This is a genomic window from Deferrisoma sp. (genome assembly GCF_054681715.1).
Genome location: NZ_BAAHFQ010000004.1, coordinates 33,454 through 55,491, shown reverse-complemented (window position 1 = coordinate 55,491; position 22,038 = coordinate 33,454). Strand labels below are relative to the sequence as shown.

At 67.7% G+C, this 22,038-nt stretch carries 24 protein-coding genes; 19 read left to right on the top strand and 5 right to left on the bottom strand.

Features of this window, described 5'->3' with window-relative positions:
• The first annotated feature begins 173 nt into the window (after positions 1 to 173).
• Positions 174 to 830: an HAD family hydrolase gene (locus tag ACY0I8_RS01500; protein WP_459942577.1), complete on the top strand. Its 657-nt coding sequence runs from the start codon at positions 174 to 176 to the stop codon at positions 828 to 830.
• Between the two features lie 281 nt (positions 831 to 1,111).
• Here the strand turns inward: ACY0I8_RS01500 and ACY0I8_RS01495 are convergent, their stop codons facing one another.
• Positions 1,112 to 2,005, bottom strand: a complete 894-nt coding sequence (locus ACY0I8_RS01495; RefSeq protein ID WP_459939973.1) for a LysR family transcriptional regulator — start codon at positions 2,003 to 2,005, stop codon at positions 1,112 to 1,114.
• 150 nt (positions 2,006 to 2,155) lie between these two features.
• On the opposite strand from ACY0I8_RS01495, the gene ppcB reads away from it, so the two are divergent.
• The 9 genes from ppcB to ACY0I8_RS01450 all read left to right on the top strand — a co-directional run bounded on the left by ppcB (position 2,156) and on the right by ACY0I8_RS01450 (position 10,477).
• Positions 2,156 to 3,571, top strand: coding sequence for a UbiD family decarboxylase (gene ppcB / locus ACY0I8_RS01490; RefSeq protein WP_459939974.1), 1,416 nt, complete (start codon positions 2,156 to 2,158; stop codon positions 3,569 to 3,571).
• 139 nt (positions 3,572 to 3,710) lie between these two features.
• A complete protein-coding gene (locus tag ACY0I8_RS01485; protein WP_459939975.1) occupies positions 3,711 to 4,253 on the top strand; it encodes a KdsC family phosphatase in 543 nt (180 codons plus the stop codon).
• A gap of 26 nt (positions 4,254 to 4,279) precedes the next feature.
• Entirely contained in the window at positions 4,280 to 5,728 is a 1,449-nt protein-coding gene (ppcA, locus tag ACY0I8_RS01480; RefSeq protein ID WP_459939976.1) for a UbiD family decarboxylase, read from the top strand.
• Between the two features lie 12 nt (positions 5,729 to 5,740).
• Positions 5,741 to 5,995, top strand: a complete 255-nt coding sequence (locus ACY0I8_RS01475; RefSeq protein WP_459939977.1) for a phenylphosphate carboxylase subunit gamma — start codon at positions 5,741 to 5,743, stop codon at positions 5,993 to 5,995.
• A gap of 17 nt (positions 5,996 to 6,012) precedes the next feature.
• Complete coding sequence (locus tag ACY0I8_RS01470; protein WP_459939978.1) at positions 6,013 to 7,356, top strand: UbiD family decarboxylase domain-containing protein; 1,344 nt, start codon at positions 6,013 to 6,015, stop codon at positions 7,354 to 7,356.
• On the top strand, positions 7,356 to 7,961 hold the full coding sequence (locus tag ACY0I8_RS01465) for a UbiX family flavin prenyltransferase (protein ID WP_459939979.1): 606 nt from the start codon (positions 7,356 to 7,358) through the stop codon (positions 7,959 to 7,961). Before ACY0I8_RS01470 ends, ACY0I8_RS01465 begins: the two co-directional genes overlap by 1 nt.
• Before the next feature lie 425 nt (positions 7,962 to 8,386).
• Positions 8,387 to 9,736: a phenylacetate--CoA ligase family protein gene (locus ACY0I8_RS01460; protein WP_461393269.1), complete on the top strand. Its 1,350-nt coding sequence runs from the start codon at positions 8,387 to 8,389 to the stop codon at positions 9,734 to 9,736.
• Positions 9,736 to 9,918 carry a hypothetical protein gene (locus ACY0I8_RS01455; RefSeq protein WP_461393268.1) on the top strand — a complete coding sequence of 61 codons (183 nt, stop codon included), beginning with the start codon at positions 9,736 to 9,738 and terminating at the stop codon, positions 9,916 to 9,918. Before ACY0I8_RS01460 ends, ACY0I8_RS01455 begins: the two co-directional genes overlap by 1 nt.
• A gap of 10 nt (positions 9,919 to 9,928) precedes the next feature.
• Positions 9,929 to 10,477 carry a hypothetical protein gene (locus tag ACY0I8_RS01450; RefSeq protein ID WP_461393267.1) on the top strand — a complete coding sequence of 183 codons (549 nt, stop codon included), beginning with the start codon at positions 9,929 to 9,931 and terminating at the stop codon, positions 10,475 to 10,477.
• Between the two features lie 4 nt (positions 10,478 to 10,481).
• On the opposite strand, the gene ACY0I8_RS01445 is transcribed toward ACY0I8_RS01450, so the two are convergent.
• Positions 10,482 to 11,597, bottom strand: a complete 1,116-nt coding sequence (locus tag ACY0I8_RS01445; RefSeq protein ID WP_461393266.1) for a two-component system sensor histidine kinase NtrB — start codon at positions 11,595 to 11,597, stop codon at positions 10,482 to 10,484.
• Between the two features lie 247 nt (positions 11,598 to 11,844).
• Here ACY0I8_RS01445 and ACY0I8_RS01440 point away from each other — a divergent pair, with 247 nt between their 5' ends.
• The 3 genes from ACY0I8_RS01440 (at position 11,845) to ACY0I8_RS01430 (ending at position 15,511) form a co-directional block, all read left to right on the top strand.
• Positions 11,845 to 12,987: a GHMP family kinase ATP-binding protein gene (locus ACY0I8_RS01440; protein ID WP_461393265.1), complete on the top strand. Its 1,143-nt coding sequence runs from the start codon at positions 11,845 to 11,847 to the stop codon at positions 12,985 to 12,987.
• 202 nt (positions 12,988 to 13,189) lie between these two features.
• The gene (locus ACY0I8_RS01435; protein ID WP_461393264.1) at positions 13,190 to 13,999 is read left to right on the top strand and encodes a SphA family protein; all 810 of its coding nucleotides are present in this window, start codon (positions 13,190 to 13,192) and stop codon (positions 13,997 to 13,999) included.
• Positions 14,000 to 14,059: 60 nt separating this feature from the next.
• Positions 14,060 to 15,511 (top strand): sigma-54-dependent transcriptional regulator, encoded by a 1,452-nt coding sequence (locus ACY0I8_RS01430; protein WP_461393263.1) that lies wholly within the window; start codon positions 14,060 to 14,062, stop codon positions 15,509 to 15,511.
• Here the strand turns inward: ACY0I8_RS01430 and ACY0I8_RS01425 are convergent.
• The 3 genes from ACY0I8_RS01425 to nrdD all read right to left on the bottom strand — a co-directional run bounded on the left by ACY0I8_RS01425 (position 15,508) and on the right by nrdD (position 18,758).
• Entirely contained in the window at positions 15,508 to 16,236 is a 729-nt protein-coding gene (locus tag ACY0I8_RS01425) for an anaerobic ribonucleoside-triphosphate reductase activating protein (protein ID WP_461393262.1), read from the bottom strand. The two genes, ACY0I8_RS01430 and ACY0I8_RS01425, sit on opposite strands and share 4 nt — an antisense overlap.
• A gap of 69 nt (positions 16,237 to 16,305) precedes the next feature.
• Positions 16,306 to 16,560 carry a hypothetical protein gene (locus tag ACY0I8_RS01420; RefSeq protein ID WP_459939988.1) on the bottom strand — a complete coding sequence of 85 codons (255 nt, stop codon included), beginning with the start codon at positions 16,558 to 16,560 and terminating at the stop codon, positions 16,306 to 16,308.
• Positions 16,561 to 16,616: 56 nt separating this feature from the next.
• Positions 16,617 to 18,758 (bottom strand): anaerobic ribonucleoside-triphosphate reductase, encoded by a 2,142-nt coding sequence (nrdD, locus tag ACY0I8_RS01415; RefSeq protein WP_461393261.1) that lies wholly within the window; start codon positions 18,756 to 18,758, stop codon positions 16,617 to 16,619.
• Between the two features lie 234 nt (positions 18,759 to 18,992).
• Here nrdD and ACY0I8_RS01410 point away from each other — a divergent pair, with 234 nt between their 5' ends.
• From ACY0I8_RS01410 to ACY0I8_RS01385, 6 genes are all read left to right on the top strand, one after another.
• Positions 18,993 to 19,595, top strand: a complete 603-nt coding sequence (locus ACY0I8_RS01410; RefSeq protein WP_461393260.1) for an RNA polymerase sigma factor — start codon at positions 18,993 to 18,995, stop codon at positions 19,593 to 19,595.
• On the top strand, positions 19,592 to 19,852 hold the full coding sequence (locus tag ACY0I8_RS01405; protein WP_461393259.1) for an anti-sigma factor family protein: 261 nt from the start codon (positions 19,592 to 19,594) through the stop codon (positions 19,850 to 19,852). The genes ACY0I8_RS01410 and ACY0I8_RS01405 overlap by 4 nt, the downstream gene beginning before the upstream one ends.
• A 144-nt stretch (positions 19,853 to 19,996) precedes the next feature.
• Positions 19,997 to 20,326, top strand: coding sequence for a thioredoxin (gene trxA / locus ACY0I8_RS01400; RefSeq protein ID WP_461393258.1), 330 nt, complete (start codon positions 19,997 to 19,999; stop codon positions 20,324 to 20,326).
• A gap of 9 nt (positions 20,327 to 20,335) precedes the next feature.
• The gene (locus ACY0I8_RS01395) at positions 20,336 to 20,530 is read left to right on the top strand and encodes an FmdB family zinc ribbon protein (RefSeq protein ID WP_461393257.1); all 195 of its coding nucleotides are present in this window, start codon (positions 20,336 to 20,338) and stop codon (positions 20,528 to 20,530) included.
• Positions 20,531 to 20,669: 139 nt separating this feature from the next.
• A complete protein-coding gene (locus ACY0I8_RS01390) occupies positions 20,670 to 21,164 on the top strand; it encodes a TlpA family protein disulfide reductase (RefSeq protein WP_461393274.1) in 495 nt (164 codons plus the stop codon).
• 24 nt (positions 21,165 to 21,188) lie between these two features.
• Entirely contained in the window at positions 21,189 to 21,920 is a 732-nt protein-coding gene (locus ACY0I8_RS01385; protein ID WP_459939994.1) for a SagB/ThcOx family dehydrogenase, read from the top strand.
• The last annotated feature ends 118 nt before the right edge of the window (positions 21,921 to 22,038 follow it).

Here is a 22,038-nt window from a genome sequence, read left to right as displayed (position 1 = left end):
AGGGACCGCCGACCGGCGACCGAAGTTACTTGGAAAGCCCGGGGGCCCTGTCACACCGGGCTCACGACGGCATGAAACGGCGCGGCGGTCGATTGCTGCACTCGCGCCCGGCCGGGAGCCAGCCCCCCGCCCGCGCCCTAGGTCCCTCGTTGGCCTCAGCAAAAGGAGAACACATGCTCCGGTGCGCCCTGTTCGATCTGGAAGGAACCCTGGTCGATTTCCAGTGGAACCTCGAGGAGGCCGAGGCTCGGCTTCGCGAGGCCGCGGCCGCCGTGCTCGGCTGCGCGCCGGAGGCGTTCGAGGGGCTCAACTACGCGGGCATTCTGCGCGAGGGCCGGCGCCGGGCTCCCGACGCCGACGCACGGGGCCGGTTGGTCCGGGCCCTGGCCCCGATCTACGACCACTACGACCTCGACGCCGCAAGCCGCTGGAGTCTCCGGCCCGGGGCCGAGAGGGTGCTCTCCACCCTCGCCCGCGGCGGGATCCCCCGCGCCCTCGCCACCAACGTCGGCCGCCTGGCCGTGGCCCGGGTTCTGGCCCGCTTGGGCATCGGGGAACTGCTGCCCGTGGTCGTCACCCGAAACGACGTCACCGACCTGAAGCCCTCTCCCGAGGGCCTTCTGCGGGCCCTCGAAGCCCTCGGCTGCGCACCGGACGAGAGCCTGATGGTGGGCGACAGCCTCTCGGACGTCGGGGCGGCCCGGACCGCGGGCCTCCGGGTCGCCATCGTGCTCGGGGGGGAAAGCCCGGAAGCCGCCATCCGCCGGGCCGGTCCGGACCACGTGGTGTCGCGGCTCGAGGAGATTTTGCCCCTTTTCGGCCTACCCTGATACCAAGTTGCGTTCCAACAGACACCCACCCGGCGGCCCGGCAAGGGGCCTGGTTCCGGCCGTGCGTGAGTGCGGCATCCGGCTTACGCTGCATCCGGCACTCAGCCCGGCGGCTCCATGAACGGCGGAAACGCGAACGTTGGCGAGCCATTGGTGGGCTCACGGCGAGGGAGACATCGGCTGAGTGCCGGATGCAGCGACTGTAGGAGCCACGCCCGGCGCTCCACCAGGCCCCTTGCCGGGCTGAATCAGGAAACGGTTGATTTGAACGCAACTCGGTATCAGGGGTACTCGCGGGAATCCTCCAACACGTCCAGAAACGCCCTGGCGGCGGGGGAGAGGACCGCCGGATCGGGGTGGACCGTGTAGACCTCGAGCCGGATCGGCCCGTCCGCGAGCGGCACCTCCACGAACCTGCCGGTTCGAAGCTCCTCCCCGATCGCCGAACGCACCAGAAACGACACCCCTTCCCCCCGGGCCACCATGTCCTTGATGAACTCCAGATTGCTCGTCTCCACGAGCACATTGGGCGAAACCCCGTGGCGCCGGAAGAGGCGCCGCACGAGCTCCCGGGTCGTGGACCCCTCCTCCTTGAGGACCAGCAACTCCCCCCCGAGTTCGGCCACCCCAATGCCGGCGCGCCCGGCCAGAGGGTGGCCGGGCGCGCAGAACAGCACCACCTCCTCCCTCCGAAACGGGGTGCAGATGAGCCCCTCCACGGGTCGCGACAGGCCCACCACGGCCAGTTCGTTTCGCCCCTCCACCACCGAGCGCAGCACCTCGGCCGAGGCGCCCTCGTCCAGCACGATCCGGATCCCCGGGTGCACCCCGTGGAACCGGGCCAAGATGTCGGGCATGAGGTAGCGCGCGTAGGTCTTGGTGGTTCCCACCTTGAGGAGCCCCCGCCGCAGGTCCCGGATCTCGGCCACCAGATCCTCGATCTCCCGCTCCAGGGCGAACACCTTCTCGGCCTCCCGGAACAGGAGCGCCCCGGCCTCCGTGAGCACCATCCGCCGGCCCCTGCGCCGGAACAGCTTGAGCCCCAGTGACTCCTCCAGGGCCCGCACCTGCCCGGTCACGGCCGGCTGGGTGACGCACAGCACGTCGGCCGCCCGGGTAAAGCTTCCGGTGCGGGCTGCCTCGAAAAACGCTCGCAACTGGTTGAAGTTGAGCATGGCGATTCCGGTGACGGGTCACAGGTGACGACCAACGACCCAAAGCATAACCTGACCTTATCCATCGTTGCAAAACATATGATTGGACCCCGGAGCCCCCGGGGCGTAGCCTGGCAGCACATCAAAACCTTATTTGGGAAGGAGGGCGCCATGGACCTGCGGGACTTCATCTCCCTGTGCGAGCGGGAGGGCCAACTCAAGCGGATCAAGGCCGAGGTGGACTGGAACCTGGAACTCAGCCACATCGCGAAACTGGTCGAGGAAAAGGAGGGGCCAGCCCTCCTGTTCGAGAACGTGAAAGGCTACCAAAGCCCGGTCTTCACCGGCGCCTTCGCCTCCCCGAAGCGACTGGCCCTGGCCCTCGGCCGGCCCACCCACATGTCGCTCGTGGACCTCACCCGCGAGTGGATGAAACTCGCCGTGGACAAGGTGATCCCGGCCGAAAACGTGGATTCCGGGCCTGTGTTTGAAAACGAACTCACGGGCGACCAGGTGGACATCTTTCGGTTCCCCTCCCCCAAGTTCTTCGAGAAGGACGGCGGGAGGTACATCGGCACCGCTGTGTTCCTGGTGACCCAGGACCCGGAAACCCAGGAGATCAACCTGGGCACCTACCGGATGCAAGCCCAGGAAAAGAACCGGATCGGGGTGCAGATCCTCAAGGGCAAGCGGGGCGACCGGATCCTGAAGAAGTACAAGAAGCGCGGCGAGAAGATGCCGGCCTGCGTCGTGATCGGGTGCGACCCGCTGCTGATGCTCGCCGGAAGCGCCATGGTGGCAAAGGCGAGCGAGTACGACGTGGTGGGATCGCTCCGGGGCGAACCGGTCCAGGTGACGCGGGGGAAGGTGACCGGCCTCCCGATCCCCGCCGACGCCGAGATCGTGCTCGAGGGCTGGATCGACCCCGACGACCTCCGGCCGGAGGGCCCCTTCGGCGAGTACACCGGGTACTACACCGACGAACTGTTCCACCCCATCCCGAAACCCTCGATGGTGGTCGAGCGGGTGTACCACCGGAACAACCCCATCCTCTGGGCCACCTCGGTGGGCCGGCCGGTCACCGACAACCACTGGATGCTCGCGTTCGTGCGGGGCGCCACCCTGTGGACCGAACTCGAGAACATGCGGATCCCCGGCATCCAGTCGGTGTACCTGCCCCCGGAGGGGTGCGGACGGTTCTGGGCCATCGTGAGCGTGAAGCAGATGTACCCAGGGCACGCGAACCAGGTGGCCGCCGCCGTGGTGGCGAGCAACACCTGCACCTACGGCACCAAGGGGGTGATCGTGGTGGACGATGACATCCAGGCCGACGACCTGCCGCGGGTGTGGTGGGCCCTGGCCGTACGGTTCGATCCAGCCCGGGACGCCCAGATCATCCAGCGCGGCCGGTCCACGCCCCTGGACCCGGCCCTCGACCCCACCTCCAACAAGCTGATCACCTCCCGGATCCTCCTGGACGCCACGGTGCCCTTCGAGTGGGAGCAGAAACCGGTGGAGGTGTCCCTGGTGCCCGAGGTGGTCGAGCGCATCAAGGCGCGCTGGAAGGAACTGGGCCTGGACGACTGACCCACAGACCCGGCGCAACCGGAGAGGGGGAAGACGTCCCACGACCCCGGGGGGGACCGAGCGCCGATCCAGACCGTGGGGCCGCAGGCCCCGGACGGAAGACCGAGGACCGAAGACCGCAGTCAGGAGGTGCGAACCCATGGCGTACGACATGATGGATGCGATCGAGAGGGCCAAACGGGTCAAGCTCGTGGTGCTCGACGTGCACGGCGTGCTCACCAACGGCATGGTCCTCTTCAACGAGGACGGGGTGAAATTCCAGGTGTTTCACCACGACGACGGGTTCGGGGCCAACGCGCTGATGATGTCCGGCATCGAGGTGGCGCTCCTCACCCGCAAGTCGAAAATCGTGTTCAAGCGGGCCGAAGAGGTGGGCATCAAGCGGGTGTACGCGGCCAAGGAGAAGTGGGCCAAGATGCAGGAGATCATGGCCGAACTGGGCATCGGGCCCGAGGAGGTCTGCTACGTGGGCGACGAGATCATCGACCTGGGGGCCATGCGGCGGGTGGGGTTCGCGGTGTGCCCCGCCAACGGGGTGCCCGAGGTCCAGGACGCCGCCCACTACGCCACCCGCCGGGCCGGGGGCGAGGGCATGCTCCGGGAGCTCGCCGAGTTCATCCTGCGGGCCCAGGGCAAATGGAAGCCCTTGGTGGACAAGGTTTCCAACATGGGCTGGGGATAGCCCGTTTCCGAAGGGAGATCAAGATCATGGCATATACCTACTACAAGGACAACCGGGAGTTCATCGAGGCCCTGCGGTCCACCGGCGACCTCGTGACGGTGGAACCCGAGGTGGACTGGGATCTGGAGATGGGCGCCATCGTCCGGCGGGTGTGCGAACTGCAAGGCCCCTCGCCCCATTTCAAAAAGATCAAGGACTATCCCGGGTTCGAGGCCCTGGGCGCCCCCCTGGCCACCTACCGGAAGCTGGCCGTGTGCCTGGGCCTTCCCCCCGACACCCCGATCCCCGAGATCGGAAAAGCCTACGTGGAGCGCACCGAGAAGGGCACCCCGGTCAAGCCCAAGGTGGTCGAACGGTCCCAGGCCCCCTGCAAGCAGAACGTCTGGACGGGCAAAGACGCAAATCTGTTCAACCTGCCGGCCCCCATGGTGCACGACGGCGACGGCGGCCGGTACCTGGCCACCTGGCACATGATCGTGGCGGCCGACCCGGACACCCGAGAGGTGAACTGGGGCATGTACCGGCAGATGGTCTTCGATGAGAAAACCATGGTCGGGCCCGTGCTCCCGTTCTCCGACATGGGGAAGATGTTCCACAACAAATCCGTGCCGAGAAACCAGCCCCTGCCGTTCGCCACGGTGATCGGGATGGACCCGCTTTCGGGCGTGGCCGCGTGCGCACCCTCTCCGATCCCGGAGGACGAGTTCGCCGGCATGCTCATGGGAGAACCGGTGGAGTTGGTGAAATGCGAAACGTCCGACCTGCTGGTGCCGGCCCACGCGGAGATCGTCATCGAAGGGGAGATCCTGCCGGGGGTCGAACTGGAGGAGGCGCCGTTCGGCGAGTACACGGGATACCGCACCTCCCCCCGGGAACCCCGCACGGTGTACCGGGTCCGGGCGATCACGTTTCGGGACAACCCGATCCTCACGGTGTCCAACATGGGCGTGCCCACCGACGAGGGCCAACTCCTGCGTTCGTTCTCCCTGAGCCTCGAGATGGAAAAGCTCCTCCGGAGCCAGGGCATCCCGATCACGGGGGTCTACATGTGGCCCGAGTCCACCCACCATTTGGTGGTGATCGGCACCCGGCACGCGTACACCGGGATCGCCCGCCAGATCGCAAACCTCGTGTTCGGCAGCAAGCTCGGGCCCTGGTTCCACATGGTGGTGGTGGTGGACGAAAAGACGGACATCTACAACAAAAACCAGGTGATCCACGCCCTGTGCACCCGGTGCCACCCGGTGAACGGCATCCACGTCTACGAAAACGACGTGGGCACCCCGCTCAATCCCTTCGCCACCCCGGCGGAGCGCCGCATGAGCAAGGGGGCGAAGGTCCTGTTCGACTGCCTGTTCCCCAGGGACTGGCCGCCCTCCGACGTGCCCATCCTGGTCGCCTTCGACACGGTCTATCCCAAGGAGGTCCGCGAGAAGGTACTGGCCAACTGGAAGAACTACGGGTTTTCGGAGTAACGGAGGTGACCGATGGCTGAATACGACGCGTTCTTCGAGGATCTCGACCAAGTGCCCCAGGACGAGGAGATCCGCCTCGTGATCCGCGACCTCACGCCGGGCCGGGCCAAGTACCGGTGCCAGGTGGTCCGGGCCAAGGTGTCCAAAAACCCGACCAAGTACCCCGAGCGGCTCTGGCCGCGGCTCGGGCGCGGCCAGTGGGTGGGTGAACCCTGGTCTATCCGGGTCGTGGAGGAGATCAACCCCATCCCCGAGCAGTGGCGGTAGGTCGGGGGAGGAGGGCTGTGGGCTTTCGAAACCTCGCCGAAGCCGTGGAGTTTCTGGAACGGACCGGCCGACTCCTCCGGGTGGACGAACCGGTTTCGGTGCGGTTCGAGGCCGCGGCCCTCCTCCACCTGGCTTCCCGCGACGGAAAGGCCGTGTACCTCGGCCGCCCGGTACCCGGCGCGCTCCCCGTGGTGGGCAACGTGCTCTGCCACGACGGGGTGCTGGCCCGCGCCCTGGGGGTTCCCCTGGAGCGGGCGGCCGACGAGTTCCTGGCGCGGGCCCAGGCCGAACCGGTGGAGCCCCGGAGGGTGGGCGATGCCCCGGTTCTCGCCCGGGAGATCCCGGTGGCCGACCTGGGCGATTTTCTCCCAGTGCTGACCCATTACGAAGGGGACTCGGCGCCGTTTCTGACCACGGCCGTGGTGTCGGTGTTCGACCCGGCCACCGGTTCCGCGGCCCGGGGGGTGCACCGGATGGAGCGAAGGGGCCCCGATCGGTTCGGGGTGGCTCTACTGAACCCGCCCCTTTCTGAGGTGTACGCCCGGGCCAAGGCAGCCGAAACTCCGCTGCCGGCCGCGGTCACGGTGGGCCACGAGCCCTTGACGTTCCTCGCAGCCGCCTTCAAGGGGAAGCCCGGGCTCGACAAAATGGCCGGGGCCGGGGCGCTTCGGGGGGAACCGGTGGACCTGGTTCCAGCCCCCCTAACCGGCATCCCGGTGCCGGCCGAGGCCGAACTTCTGCTCGAAGGGGTGATCGACCCTTCTGACGAGAGGCCGGACGGCCCGTTCGGCGAGATCAGCGGGGTGCACGTGGCCTTGGAAGCCACCCCCACCTTCGTGGCCGAGCGGGTGTGGTGCCGGGCCTCCCCCCTGTACCACGCCCTCCTTCCCACGGCGTGGGAGTCCGATCGGCTTCTTGCCATGGTGTGGGAGGCCGCGGCCCGAGCGGCCGCCGCCGGGGCCGGCCTGCCGGTGTCCGGGGTCCGGGCTCTGCCCACCACTTACGGCTCCACGGTGGTGCTCCGGGTGCCGCCCGCGCCGGCGGACACGATCGAAAGGGGACTCCGGGCCGTGCTGGAGCAGACCCACGTGAAGCTCGCCGTGGCGGTGGCCGAGGACGTGGACCCGACGGACCCCTGGGACCTGGCCTGGTCCATCGCAAGCCGCACCCAACCCGATCGAGACTGGTCCGTGGTCTCGGGACTCCGGGGGCAGCCCATCGATCCTTCGGCCCACGAGGCCGCGCGCACGGCCAAGGCCGCCATCGACGCCACGGGATACGGCCGCGTGGCCGGCCGACGGGTGCGGATCCCCGAAGATGCCGTGAAAAAAGCCCGGGAACTGGGCCAAAGGAGACGCTGATGAAAACGCGCCGACTCGTGGTGGGAATCTCCGGGGCCACCGGCCCCCAGTACGGCATCCGGCTCCTGGAGGTGCTCCGGAACACCGACGTGGAGACCCATCTTGTGCTCTCCAAGGCCGCGCGCCGCAACATCCGGCTGGAAAGCGACTGGACCCCGGAAGAGGTGGAGGCCCTGGCCGACAGGGTCTACGACCCCGAGGACGTGGGCGCCGCCATCGCCAGCGGTTCGTTTCTCACCGAGGGGATGGTGGTGGCCCCCTGTTCCGTGAAGACCGCCTCGGCCATCTCCAACTCGTACAACGACAACCTTCTGGTGCGCGCGGCCGACGTCACCCTGAAGGAGCGCCGGCCCCTGGTCCTCCTGTTCCGGGAGACCCCGCTCCACAAGGGGCATCTCGACATCCTGCGCCGCTGCGCGGACATCGGGGCCGTCATCCTGCCGCCGATGGTGGCGTTTTATCACCGGCCCAAAACGGTCGACGAGATCGTGGACCAGACCGTGGGCAAGGTGCTCGATGCGCTCCGGATCGAACACAACCTGTTTCGCCGCTGGAAGGGCAGCGACGTTAAGGTGTTGGCGGGGGGAGGCTCGGGCGCGGAGTGACCCCGCTCGCGCCGGGCCCCGAGGACTGCCCCCCGGCCGAGGACCAAGACCGCGTGGAACCGCGGCGGACAAGGGAGCGCTTTACTACTAACCTTGAGAACTGTTGCGGGCGGCGGGTGGGGGACTGGTTCCGGCCGGGCGCGAGTGCGGCACCCTTTCCGCCGCGCCTTCGCATGCCGTTGCCGGCGCGGCAGGTCGGGACGCCGGCAGCGGAAGTTCCGGAAGTTCCAAAGCACGCCAAGCCTGGTGGGGCGCGGCGACGTGAGGGGCCGCACCCGGCTCTCCACCAGCCCCCCACCCGCTGGCTTCCGTAGCGACCACGGGGACCTGACAATACTTGCGTTGGTGTTGGTAGCTTCTGGCTTCCGCGCCTCCTAGCTTTCCAGCTTTCCAGCCTTCCAGCTTCCTAGCCCCGGAGAGGAACCATGCCGTACCCCGAATCCGAGTACTGGAACCCGGCCACCGAAACCCTGGACCCCGAGCGCCTGCGGGCGCTGCAACTCGCCAAATTCCGGCGGGTGCTCTCGTGGGTGTATGAGCGGAGCCCGATGTACCGCCGCAAGTACGAGGCCGCCGGGCTTCGGCCGGAGGACGTGCGCACCTGGGACGACGTGGCCCGCGTGCCCCTGGTGACCAAGGACGACTACCGGTGCCAGGGCAAGGACCCGTTCCCCTACGGCGACACCCTGTGCGTACCGCTCGAGGAGGTCACCGAGTTCCACCAGACATCGGGCACCACGGGCACCCCGGTGTACCAGCCCGACACCTGGGCCGACTGGGAGTGGTTCTCGGAACTCTGGGCCACCATCCTCTGGGCCCAGGGGTACCGCCCCACGGACCGGATCTTTTTCCCCTTCGGCTACCACGTGTTCATCGCGTTCTGGACCGCCCACTACGGCGCCGAGCGCATGGGGTGCGAGGTGGTGCCCGGGGGCGTGCTCGGTACCCGGGAACGGCTCCTCAAGATGCGCGAACTCCAGGTCAACGCCTTCATGGCCACCCCCACCTACGTGCTCGGGATGGCCGAAACCGCCCAGAAGGAACTGGGGGCCGACCCGAAGGAGTGGGGCATCCAGCGCATCACCTGCGCCGGGGAACCCGGGGCGCTGGTGCCGAGCACGAAAAAACGCATGCAGGACGCCTGGGGCTGCCCGGTATACGACCACGTGGGCGCCACGGAGGTGGGGGCCTGGGGCTTCGAGTGCCGCCACCAACCCTTCGGGCAGCACATCATCGAGTCCATGTTCCTCGTGGAACTTCTGGAACTCGATTCCGACCGGCCGGTCACCGAACCGGGAGTGCCGGGCCGGATCGTGATCACCGCGTTCGACCGGAGGGCCCAGCCTTGCGTGCGGTTCGACACCAAGGACGTATCGATGTGGGCCAAGGACCCGTGCCCTTGCGGCCGCACCTGGCGCATCCTCGAAGGGGGGGTCCACGGCCGGGTGGACCATATCACCAAGGTGAAGGGCGTGCTCTTCTCGCCCGTCACAGTGGAGGAGGTGGTGCGGTCGTTCGAGGAACTCGACGGCGAGTTCGAAATCTACGTGGAAAAACGCGGGGACCTCGACCACATCACCCTCAAGGTGGAACTCCCCGACGGGCTGGCCGGGCCCGACCGGGAAACCCTGCTCAAGGAACTGGCCAGCCGGCTTCGCTGGAAGACCCAGCTCAACTTCGAAATCCAGCCCCAGCCCTACGGCAGCCTGCCCCGCTACCAGGTGAAGGCCCGCCGGTTCCACGACCTGCGAAAGAAGGGAGGGAGCCAACGATGATGTCCGACGCGAGGATCCGGGAGATCGCCGAGGCGCTGGAACGGCTCGGCCGGGACTTGGAGGAACTCATCGAGGCGGGGAAGGACCTGCCCGCGGTGGAGCGGAACGCCCGGCGCATGCAGGGCACCCTCTGGACCCTGAGGGCCCACTTCGAGGTGCTGGCCGAGACACTGGAGGGGTGAGGGGCGGCCCGTGGAGGTCCACTTCGGGCACCGTCGGTCCCGGGAGGGGTGGTGGAGCTTCGAAACCCACCCCCGCATGGACCGGACCAAACGCCGCATCTACGACCGGTGCCTGCCCTGCCTCACGTCCTTGCTGGACCAAATCAAGCGGGGAGCCGATGCGGTGGACCTCCCGTTTGCCTGGGACTGCTGGAAGGTGGTGGCCGTTGCCCCGGACGAGGAAACCTGTATGGCGCTTCTTGAGAGGCTGGCCGAAGAGCACCCCGACCTCTACCTGTTCGGCAAACTCGGGGGACGGCGAGAGCGATTCAACACCTCGGCCCTGGTGCTCCACGCCGACTCGGCCGCAGAGCGCGACCGCCTCCTCGCCGCCCTCGAGGAAGCCGTTTCCCGGGCGGCGCCGGGTGTCCGAGTGCACCTCGCCCGGGCCTGCGCGGATCCCTACGCGGACCTCCTGGGCCCGTGGGAAGAGTGGACCCGGCCCTGCCCCATCCGCCACCCCGGCGCCGTGCCCCGGGTCCTGCGCCGGCTCCGGGAACTCCTCTACGGCGCCTCCTGATGGGCTAACCCCGATGGCCCGGCAGATCCACCACAGCCCAGGCGCCGCCCCCTTCTCTCTCCTCGAGCCGGATCTCGCCGCCCCACGATCCCACGAGCCGGCGGCACACCGTGAGCCCCAACCCCCCGCCCCCCTCTTTGGTGGTCACGAACGGGTCGAAGAATCCCTCCGGGTCCTGGCCCCCGAACCCGGGGCCCCGGTCGCCCACCCTCAGGCGCACCCACGGCACCCGTTCCACCCGGAGCACCGGATCCAGGAGGGAGTCGCCGCCCCTCTGCTCTTCGCGCTCGAACCGGAAGCACTCCACGTGGACGACCCCGCCAGGGGGCGACACATCTGCCGCATTCAGGAGCAGGTTGAGAACCACCTGCTTGAGCTCGGCGGCGTCGGCCCACACGGGGGGCACCCCCTCCCCCCAGCGGGTCTCCACCCCAACGCCCGCCCGCTGGAACCGGTACCGCACCAGCGCCAGGCTTTCGCCCACCACGTCGGGTACGTGCACCGGCCCTGGGGCGGAACGGCCCGTGGCCGACCGGGCGTATCCCAGGAGCTGGTCGATCAGGGTGCGGCAGCGCTGGGCCTCCTCGTAGATCCGGTCCCGGATCGCGCCGTCGGGGTCAGCGCCGGCTTCGGTGCGCAGCAGGGCTGCAAACCCCAGGATCACCGACACGGGATTTCCCACCTCGTGCACCACCGAGGCAGCGAGCTCCCCCAGGGTGGCAAGCCGTTCGTACTGCATGAGCTTTCGGTCCACGGCATCGCGCAGCGACACGTCGGTCGCAAGCCACAGCCGCCCCACGGGCCGGCCGGCAGTGTCCCGGACGGCCCTCGAACGCAGCCGCAGCCTGACCGGGCGGCCGTCGGCGCGTTGGGCCGTGCACAGCGTCTCGGCCCACGCCTCTCCTCGGGCGCTGCCGGGCTCGGCGATCCGATCGCCCACGACTCCGAGGGCCTCGGACCACGGCCTTCCCTCTGCCTCGGAGGCGAGGCGGCCCGTCAAGACCTCTGCCGCCGGGTTCCACCCCACGATCCGGCCGTTTTCGTCGGTCAGGAACGCGGCCACCGGGAGACCCTCCCACAGTGCGTCAGATATGGCGTATTTTATCGCGCAAACATCCACCGCGCACCCTTGTTTGATTTATGACTTCATGGTCTAATCCCATGAGGTCCGGGATCCCGCCAGCATCGATCCTCGCACAGACGCGTGGGCGTGGCAATGGTTGACAAAAAGTCGTTCCCTCTGCGTGGCCCCACCCGGCCCAAGAACGCCACTGGCGCAGTTTGGCACAGACCTTGAATATGCAAAAAACAAACTCCGTATATCCGCCGAGGAGTGCGGCCGCGCTCCGCAACAGGAGGCGCGGAAGGTGACGGTCCAGCGCCTAGAAGAGGCCGCCTTCTCCCCGGGAGACCCGGCGCGGTTCTTGCTCCCGGAAGCATGGGGCGGATGGATCCGCAGCGTGGAACCACCCCCACCGGGCACCCGGTGCGAGGTCGAGGTTCCCGGACGAATCCATGCGGTCGTGCTCGACATGACCCGCTTCGGGCTCGGGCGGCCCGGCGGCGGAGGGATCGGGTTTGCGGTGGGCCTGTTCTCGCGCGCCGCTGTGACCCTGACGGATGAACCGGGGATCCGCGCATCCGGAAGCCGCCCGCTCCTGGGCCAGCATTTCGCGGAACTGTTTCGGCGGCTCACCGGATTCGAGGGTGGCATCGAGATCGAGACCCACGACCACAACCGCCGCCATATGGGTCTGGGGTCCTCCGTGTCGAGCCTCACCGCCGCCGCCGTCGCGCTCAACGAGGCGCTCGGCCGGCCCCTCGACCTCCGGAACCTCCGGAAGCTCGTGGCCCACAATTATTGCGAGGAGCTTTCCGCCGCGCCGCCGAGGCTCGTGCCGGGATTCGAGACCAACGTGGGAGCGATGGCCGGCCTCCACGGAGGCCTGGTGATCGCCTCGGATCGGTGCGAACTCGCGGCCCGCATCGCCATGCCCGAGGACCTCAGGGCCCTTCTTCTTCTGCCCAACATGGCGCCCGAGGTGTCGTCGGGAGCGGGGGAATACCGGTCGCTGCTGGGAGCCGCCCAGGATTCTGATGCGAAAACCGCGGCCCGCAAGGTGTACCGGGTGTTCATGGATCTCCTGCCAGCCGCCCTGGCCGGCGACCTCCGGGCCGTGGGGGATCTCCTGTGGGATCTCTCCGCTGAAGGGTCGAAGAAGGCCGAGATCGAACTTCACGGCGATCGGGGGCGGGAGATCCGGGAGGTGATGGAGGAACTTCGCCGCGGCGGAGCCGAGATCGTCGGCATGAGCTCCATCGGGCCGGCGGTGTTCGCCCTGAGCCGAACCCCCTCGGCATGGGCCCGGTGGCGCGACTGGGAGGGTTCACCCCGCGCGGCCTGCGCCGTGACCGTACCGGTGGACAACCGGGGCGCGCGGGTACGGCTCAACGGCACCCCGATCCCGTACCGGTTCGAGCCCTGGTGGCACGACCCCGCATACGACTGATCCCACCCCGGGGAGACTCGACTCCCCAACGAGGAAAGGAGGAAGGGTCATGAGGAGACGCAGGACGGCGATGAGAGTGCTCGGCGCTGTGGCTCTGTCCGCAGTGGTTTCGGCCACCCCAGCGTTCGCAGGGGGGGGACAACACTACCCTAACGGTGCGGAAGATTTCGTAGTCGGCGCCCTTCCCCCGCCGGGGCTCTATTTGAAGAACTACCTCGTGTACATCGACAAGAACCGCCTCATGGACAACGAGGGGAAAAAGACCCCGGTGGAGTTCGACGCGAGTGTGTTTGGGGTGATTCCCCGCGTGATCTGGGTGAGCCCGTACAAGGTGCTCGGGGCTTCTTGGGGGGCTCATATTTTTGTTCCATTTTACAGCGCCGATGTAGAAATACCAGCGCTTGGCGTAGATGATTCAAGCGGGGGTCTTGGCGACATCATTTTCAGTCCCTTCGTATTCGGGTGGCACTTCGGCCCCAACTTTCACACCGTGTTCGCACTGGACATGTGGGCGCCCACCGGGAACTACGACAAGGATGACGTGGCAACACAACTCCTCTCCCGGAACCACTGGACCTTCGAGCCGGTCCTGGCGGCCACCTATCTGTGGAAGGGGTTCGACTTCTCCGTGAAGCTCATGTACGACTTTAACACCAAGAACGATGAATACGTGGTGCCCCCGCCCCAGGCCGCACGGCTTGGACTGACCCCCGGAGCGGAAGTAGACCTCGACCCGGGCCAGGAGTTTCACTTCGACTGGGCGGTCGGGTGGGCGCCCAAGCCGGGGTGGCGGTTCGGCGTGAACGGGTTCTACTACTGGCAGACCACGGATGACGAGGTTGACGGCAAGGAGGACCACGACCGCAGCCGCCTGGCCGGCATCGGCCCAGGGCTCAAGTGGTGGCCCAACCAGGGGCGGTTCAGCCTGGTGGCCAAACACCTCTGGGAGTTCGACGGCAAAAACATGCCCGAGGGCACGAGCACCTGGCTCAACATCGTGTGGGTGTTCTGATCCCTCTGTGAGGGCCCCGGAGCCCGCTCGGGCTCCGGGGGCCCCATCGGTGAGAGACCCATGGCCCATCCCCGCAAAGCAGAGCAGGCAGTCAGGCCCGCGCGACTCCTCGTGGTCGACGACGAACCCGGGATGGTGGACCTCTTGCGCCGGGTTCTCGAGCGGGAGGGGTACGCGGTGGAGACGGCCGGATCGGCGGAGGAGGCCGCGGGCCTTCTGGCCGGGAACTCCTTCGACCTCGTGATCACGGATCTCGTGCTGGGGGGCCGGGGCGGGGAGCACGTGGTTCGCGAGGTCAAGGCCACGAACCCGGACACCGAGGTCCTCGTGATCACGGCCCACGCATCCGTGGACTCGGCTGTGGAGGTCATGAAGGAGGGGGCATTCGACTACCTGCGAAAGCCCCTGCTGCCCGAGGAGATCCTCCACGTGGTTCGGCGGGCATTGGAGATGAAGGGCCTGCGCGACGAGGTGAAGGCGCTGCGGCGGGAGAAGGCCGCGGCCCTCCTCCAGGGCGAACTCCTGGGCCGGAGCCCGGCCATGCTCCGGGTGTTCGAGCGGATCCGCCGGGCGGCGGGCACCGACGCCACGGTACTCGTCGAGGGGGAGTCCGGCACCGGCAAGGAGCTCGTGGCGAAGGCCATCCACGCCGAGTCCCGGCGGGCGGCCGGCCCATTCGTACCGGTGAACTGCGGGGCGATCCCCGGGGAGCTCCTGGAGTCCGAACTCTTCGGCCACGTGCGGGGCGCCTTCACCGGCGCCCACGCGGACCGGCAGGGCTATTTCGAGGCGGCCTCGGGGGGCACTCTGTTCCTCGACGAGATCGGGGAGATGGACCCGAGGCTCCAGGTGAAGCTCCTACGGGTGCTCCAGGACGGGGCGATCACCCGGGTGGGGGAAACGAAACCGCGGCGCGTGGACGTGCGGATCGTGGCGGCCACGAACCGCAGGCTCCTGGAAGCGGTGCAAGAGGGCTCGTTCCGTAACGACCTCTACTACCGGCTCCGGGTCGTTCATGTCGAACTCCCACCCCTGCGGGAGCGGCGCGAAGACATCCTCCTTCTGGCCCACGCGTTCCTGCGGCGATTCTCCCAGGCGTACGGCAAATCCTTCGAGGACATCGACGCCCGCGCCGCCCGGGTGCTTCAGCAGTACGACTACCCCGGAAACGTCCGGGAACTACGGAACATCATCGAGAGCGCCGTGGTGATGGGGCGGGGCAAGGTGCTCCACGAGTCGCACCTGAAGGAGGCCATGGGGCCGGAGGCGTTTTCCCGCGCCTCCGGAGCACCCGCCGACTGGGAACTGCCCTTCGAGGAGGCCGCGGGCCGGGTCTTGGAGGAGTTCGAGCGGGCCTACCTGGAACACAACCTGCGGCGGTTCGGCGGGCGGATCAAGAACCTGATCCAGGCCTCCGGGCTCTCCCGCCGCACCATCGAACGGAAAATGGCCAAGTACGGCCTGAACCGCAAGGATTTCGTGCCCCGCCGGGCGAAGGGCGTCAGAGCCTAAGCTCTCTCCGACGCCTCCCGGAATTTTTGCCGCGCATCGTCCTCCCACTCCCGAAACGCCTCGGGCGTAAGCGGCGGGTGATTCCGGAGTTCCGGGTCCAGTACCTCGTCCGTGCGGCACCGCTGGAGCACCCAGCACAGCGGCGCCGCCCGTCCCCGGACCCTACGGCCCAGGTCCGCCCCCAACCGGCACACCTCGTCCCGGCTCAGGAGCTTCGGGTGCACCGTGGTGCGAAGCTCCAGGGGAACGTCCGTGGCCACCAGGAACTCCAGGGTCGCCTCCACCCGGTCCGGGTCGGAGCCGGGGCCCGCGTTACGGCGGTAGGGCACCGGCTCCAGGGGCGCCTTCACGTCCACCGCCACGCGGTCCACCAGGCCCGCCCGAACCACCTCCTCCAGCACCTCGGGCCGGGACCCGTTCGTGTCGAGCTTCACGGCAAACCCCATCGCACGAAACCGCTCCAACAGTTCCCCGAGCCCGGGGTACAGCGTTGGCTCGCCGCCGGTCACGCACACCCCGTCCACCCAGCCCCGCAGGCTCCGGAGCCGGCCCTCCACCTCGGCCCAGGGCCATGTTGGCACCTGATGGGGGGCCGTCACGATCCGGTGGTTGTGGCAGTAGGGGCACCGGAAGTTGCACCGGGGCAGGAACACCACCGCGGCCACCTTGCCCTTCCAGTCGGTGAAGGTGGTTTCCAGGAACCCCTTGATCTCGGGCAGTGCCACCGATCCCTCCCCTCACGCGACGAGGGGCGACGGTGCCGTCGCCCCTCGTCGCCCAGGAACTTCCCCTCTTTAGGCCGCCCGGGTCTTCATCTCTTCCAGGTATTTCCGGATGCGCACCGCACCCGTGAGGTACGACGAGTCGTCCAGCACCAGGATCGGAAGGCTTCGCTCCGCCACGTTCACGAGCCCGTGCCAGGCCAGGTGGGCCAGGGCATCGGGGTTCTCCGGGCCGAGCTCCTCCACCACCACCCCCAGCGCGGCGAGATCCACCCGCTCCTTCACATACTCGCACTTCTCGCACCCGACCTTGGTAAACAGCGTCATGGAACCCTCCTCTGGAAACGCGGTCAGCGGCCTTCGGTCTCCGGTCCGGCACACCCCTATGCTTCGGCGGCGCCGGCGTCCGGAGCCGGCCCCGTGAAAAACCCTGCGGTCCGCTGCCGGTCGTGGAGTTCCCCGATCTTCCCCTTGTTCCAGGAGCTGATCTTGGTGAAGTACCCGGTGATCCGGGTGATCCCCTCCACCTCGTCGCTCCCGCACTGGGAACAGGCCTCCCGGAGCCCTCGGGTGGTGCGAGCGCACGCCAGACAGGTGGTGAACTCGGGGCTGAACGCCACCTGGTCGTTGTGGGTGTTCCGGAACACCTTGACCACGAAGTTCGCCAGGCTCTCGGGGTGGGGCTTCTCCTCGCCGAGCCACAGGTGTGTGATGGCCCCGGCCTCGATGAGCGGGTGAAACAGGCCCTCGAGCCGCACCCGGTCCACGGGGTTGGTGGGGCTTCCCACGTGGAGATGGGTCGAGTTGGTGTAGTACACCTCGCCCCGGGCCACGTCCCCCCGCACGGCCTCTCCTGCGGCTGGGGAGAAATATTTGAGGTCGAGCCGGGCAAAGCGGTAGGCCGTGGACTCGGCCGGGGTCTGCTCCAGCACGAAATGCATGTTGTGCTTGCGGGAAAGCTTGTCCGCCAGGAGCTTCATGTGGGCGATGATCTTGAGCCCGAACCGGAACGCCTCCTGGCTCTCGTGGAGTTCCTGGCCGGTGTGGACCTTGACCATCTCGTTCAAACCCACCATGCCCAGGAGATAACTCACCCGGTGCATGCGCAGGTACGGCTGGCCGTCCCGGTCCATCGTGAGGAGCGACAGGGGCCCGCGGTCGCCCTGGCTCAGGAGCCGCTCGATGAAGGCCCGCTTTTGCAGGTGGGCCTGGGCCGCGAGCTCCATCATCTCGGTCAGGCACTGGAACAAACGGGTGTCATCCCCGCCGGCCCGGTAGGCGATGCGCGGGAGGTTCAGGGTCACGTTCTGGAGCGCCGAGTAACGCATGCGCCAGGGCTGCTTGGCATCCTCGAGGTCGGACTTCTCGAGCTTGAACGCTAGCCGGCAGCACTCGGAGATCTTCGCGGTGTCGCCCCGGTCGAACACGAAGTAGGTGTTCCCCTTCTCGGCCGCCACCTCGCAGATCTTCGCGAGGAACCGCTCGTGGCCCTCGGTCTGGAAGAACTTCTCGGTGATGTGCACCAGGGGCTTCGGGAAGAAGAACGGCCGGCCCGAGGCATCGCCTTCGGCGTACACGTCGAAGAGCTTCCAGACGAACCGCTGGGCCTCCTTCTCGTAGTCGCCGTAGGTCTTGCCCGTGTACTGGCCGCCCGGGCCGATGGCCGGCACGTCCTGGAAGTGCTTGGGCACCTCCCAGTAGAGGTTGATGTCGGAGAAAATCGCCTGGCCGCCCCGGGCCACCGCCTGCTGGGAGTACTCGAAGATGAGCATCTGGGCGAGCTGCTCCACGTCCCGGTCGGGCATCCCCTCCAGATAGGGGGCGAAGAAGAGGTTCACCGCATCCCACCCGATGGCCCCGGCGAAGTTCGACTGGAGCGCGGCCGAAAACTTCACCATGTGGGCCAGGAGCACCTCGGGGTGCTTGGCGGGCTTCGCGTTCGCCAGGCTGTTCGGGAGATTCAGGCCGAACTTCTTCAGGTACTCGAGGCTCTGGCCCGAGCAGTAGGGCCGGTCGATGAACCCCAGGTCGTGCAGGTGGAGGTCGCCCCGCATGTGGGCGTCGGCCACGTCCTGGCTGAACACCGCCAGCAGCGCGTACTCCTTCTTGATGTTCTCGGCCAGGGTGAGGTTCGTGGCCTCGGGGCCGTGGGGGACGTTCGCGTTCTCCTTGTTGGGGGCGACGAGGAGCTCCTCCACGTCGTAGAGCGGCATCCCGAGCCGGGTGTGCATCCGGCGGGCGCCTTCGAGCCCCATCTCAATGAGCTTCGCGTCCACGAGTTCACGAATGAGGGGCGCGGTCAGGATCTCGATCCGGGACCGGTGGATCAGCTTGTCCACCTCCTCGGCCACGCGCTCGGCCGTGTCCCGGTCGAGATAGGTCTCCCGCACCAGGGCGTCGGCGATGCGGCTCCGGTCCCAGTTGACAATCTCCATGTCCGACGTGCGGACGAACAACACCCGGTCGGTCGCGTCGCCGTCGCGGGGCTTGGCCCCGGTCCGGCCGAGCTCCATCACCTCGCCCATGGCCGTCGCTCCTTCCGTAGGGAAAACAGGGGGTTAGGGAGGGGAGAAAACGCCATATCTAGTAGGCGGCGAAATGATACCACGACATGTAGTGGCTCGCCACCCTTTTTTTGGGCCCCCGGGCAGTCAAAAATCCCCCCGACCCCGGCCGCTTGCGCACCCGGGGGGCCTCCTTTATGCTTCCGGGGTCTTCCGTAACCCGAGGGGGGGCACCGGCATCTCAAGGACACGGGAATGGACGAGGCACGGCTCGTGGAGCGGGCCCGAGAGGGCGATTTCCAGGCCTTCGAGGAACTGGTCAACCGCACCGAGGGGCGGATCTACAGCCTGCTCCTGCGGATGACCGGAAACCCCGAAGACGCCCGGGAGCTCATGCAGGAGACCTATCTAAGCGCGTACCGCAACCTGAAATCGTTCCAGGGGAACGCGGCGTTCTCCACCTGGCTCTATCGGATCGCCACGAACCACGCGCTTATGAAGCTTCGCAAAAGGCAGCCCGACACCGTGTCGTGGGACGAGCTGCCCATGCCCAGCCACGAGGAGATCCGCCAGAAGGGCGTGACCGACTGGGCCCTTGACCCGAAGGAGGCGTTGCTCCGGCAGGAGGTGAGGCAGCTCCTCGTCCGGGCCATCCAGGACCTGCCCCCGATCTACCGGGCCGTGGTGGTGCTGCGCGACGTGGAGGGCCTGAGCACGGCCGACACGGCGAAGATCCTCGGCACCACCGAGGGGGCCGTGAAGACCCGACTCCACCGGGCCCGGATCCATCTGCGGGAGAAACTGAGCCCCTACTTCTCCGACGAGGAGAGAGCCGAGGGGCGGGCGGTGAACCCATGAGCCGGAAACTCACCTGCAAAGAGATCCTGGAGCAGCTCTCGGCGTACATCGACCATGAGCTCGACCCGTCGATCTGCGAGGAGATCGAGGCCCACATGGAGGGGTGCAACCCCTGCGTGGCGTTCCTCAACACGCTCAAAAAGACCGTGGTGCTGTACAAGTATTCCGGCCAAGAGGAGGAGGTGCCCGAGGAGGTTCACATCGATCTTCACCGGTTCCTCCGGGAGAAGTGCTGCGGCGAAAAGGGAGGAGAGTAGCGTGGAAGGCTGGATCTGGATCGTGTTGATCGTCCTCGTGGCGGTGATGTCCCTCCGGGGCGGGGGCTGAGGGGGCTGCTGACCGCCGGTCGGCGGTACGCCAAGGGACCAAACGAACACCCTTTCGACAAAAGGAGACACGAGATGGCGGGAGACAAGGTTCTCAACGTGACCGACGCGGATTTCGAGGAGAAGGTTCTCAAGGCCGACAAGCCGGTGCTCGTGGATTTCTGGGCCGCCTGGTGTGGGCCGTGCCGCATGATGAGCCCGGTGATCGACGAGGTGGCCGAGGCCTATGCCGGCAAGGTGGTGGTCGCCAAGATGAACGTGGACGACAACCCCCAGACCCCGGCCAAGTACGGAGTGCGGGGCATCCCGAACCTGAAGCTGTTCAAGGGCGGCCAGGTGGTGGACGAGGTGGTAGGCGCCGTGCCCCGGCAGAAGCTCGAGGAGATGCTGAACAAGGTGGTGTGAGGGAGAGCCATGCCGCTGTACGAGTACCAATGCGCCCAGTGCGGGGAGAAGACCGAAATCCTGGTCCGCTCGGGCGACCGGGCCCAGGACGCGCCCCGGTGCCCGAACTGCGGCGGCCCGATGGCCCGGAACTGGGCCCCGGTGGCCGCCCACACCAAGAGCCCGGGGGGAGGAAGCTGCGCCCCGCGGGGCGGGTTCACCTGAGGCTAGACCACACGGGGCCGGGGGCCCCGAAGAACCGGCGCAGGAGCCTTTGGCCCTGCGCCGCTCTTTTTCCTTTCTCATCTTTTCGTGGAGGCGTTTCGCGATGGGGATCTCAAGGGGACGGGGGGTCGTGTGGGGGATGGTTTTCGCTTTCGTTTTGGCGGTGGCCGCGTGCTCGGGGGGGAACAAGGAGGCCGAGGAACCAAAGCCCGCGCCGGACTTCGACCTGGTGAGCGTGGACGGAAACCATGTGCGGCTTTCCGACCTTAGGGGCAAGGTGGTGCTTCTCGACTTCTGGGCCACCTGGTGCCCGCCCTGCCGGGTGGCCATCCCCCACCTCGTGGAACTCCAGCAGAAGTACCGGGCCGAAGGGCTCGTGGTCGTGGGGATGAACATGGACCAGAACCCCGACGACCTCACCGAGTTCATGACCCGCACCTCGTTTAACTACCCCGTAGTGAAGGTGGACGAAGCCACCCGGATGGCCTACGGGGGGGTGGCCTCGATCCCCCAGGCCTTCCTGATCGACCGCCAGGGCCGGATCCGGTACACCTTCATGGGCTATAGCCAGGACATCGCCCGGGACATGGAGGAGAAAATCCGGAAACTCCTGGAGGAGCCCCCGGGCGGCTGACCCCCAAGGGCATGGAGGATCGCCGTGGACGAGGCGCTCCGGTGGTGGAGGCAGAGGACCGACCTTTCGCCCGACGCCCTTTCGGGCCGGAGCCTCGACTGGGCCCGGAAACCCGAGGCGCTCAAGACCTACCCGGGGTGCCGGCGACTCAAACTGCCCCGGCCGGGGGACCTCCGACCGGGCGCCTCGGACCTCTGGGCGGCGCTGGCGGCCCGCAGGTCCAGGCGCGAGTTCACGGGAGGGGCCCTCTCCCTGGAAACGCTGGCCCTGCTCCTCTGGGCCTGCCAGGGGGTCACCGCCCGGCAGGGACCGTACCTTCTGCGCACGGCCCCGTCGGCAGGGGCCCTCTACCCGTTCGAGACCTATGTGTCGCTCCAGCGGGTCGGGGGGATCGAACCCTGCCTCGCCCACTTCGACGTGGCCGGGTTCGCGTTGGAGATCCTGGCCCAGGGGGACCACGGCAGAACCCTCGCCCTTGCGTCCCTGGCCCAGGGGTTCCTGGCCCGGGCCTCGGTCGTGTTGGTGTGGACCGCCGTCTACCCCCGGGCCGCCTGGAAATACGGCGACCGGGCCCTCCGGTACCTGGGTCTCGACCTGGGGCACGTGTGCCAGAACCTGCTCCTCGCGGCCGAGGCCCTGGGGCTCGGGGCCTGCCCCGTGGCCGCGTTTTTCGACCGGGAGATGAACGAACTCCTGGGTGTGGACGGGGAGAACGAGTTTGCGTACTACCTGGCGGCCGTGGGACCGGTAGAGTAGACCGGGCGGCGACCCGGCTTGGCGGTCGGGGAACCGAGAGGATCGGGTCCCCAACCTTTTTCCTTGCATCCGGCCGCCGAGGGGCGTAGGGTAAGCGCCACAACACAGACGGAAAGGC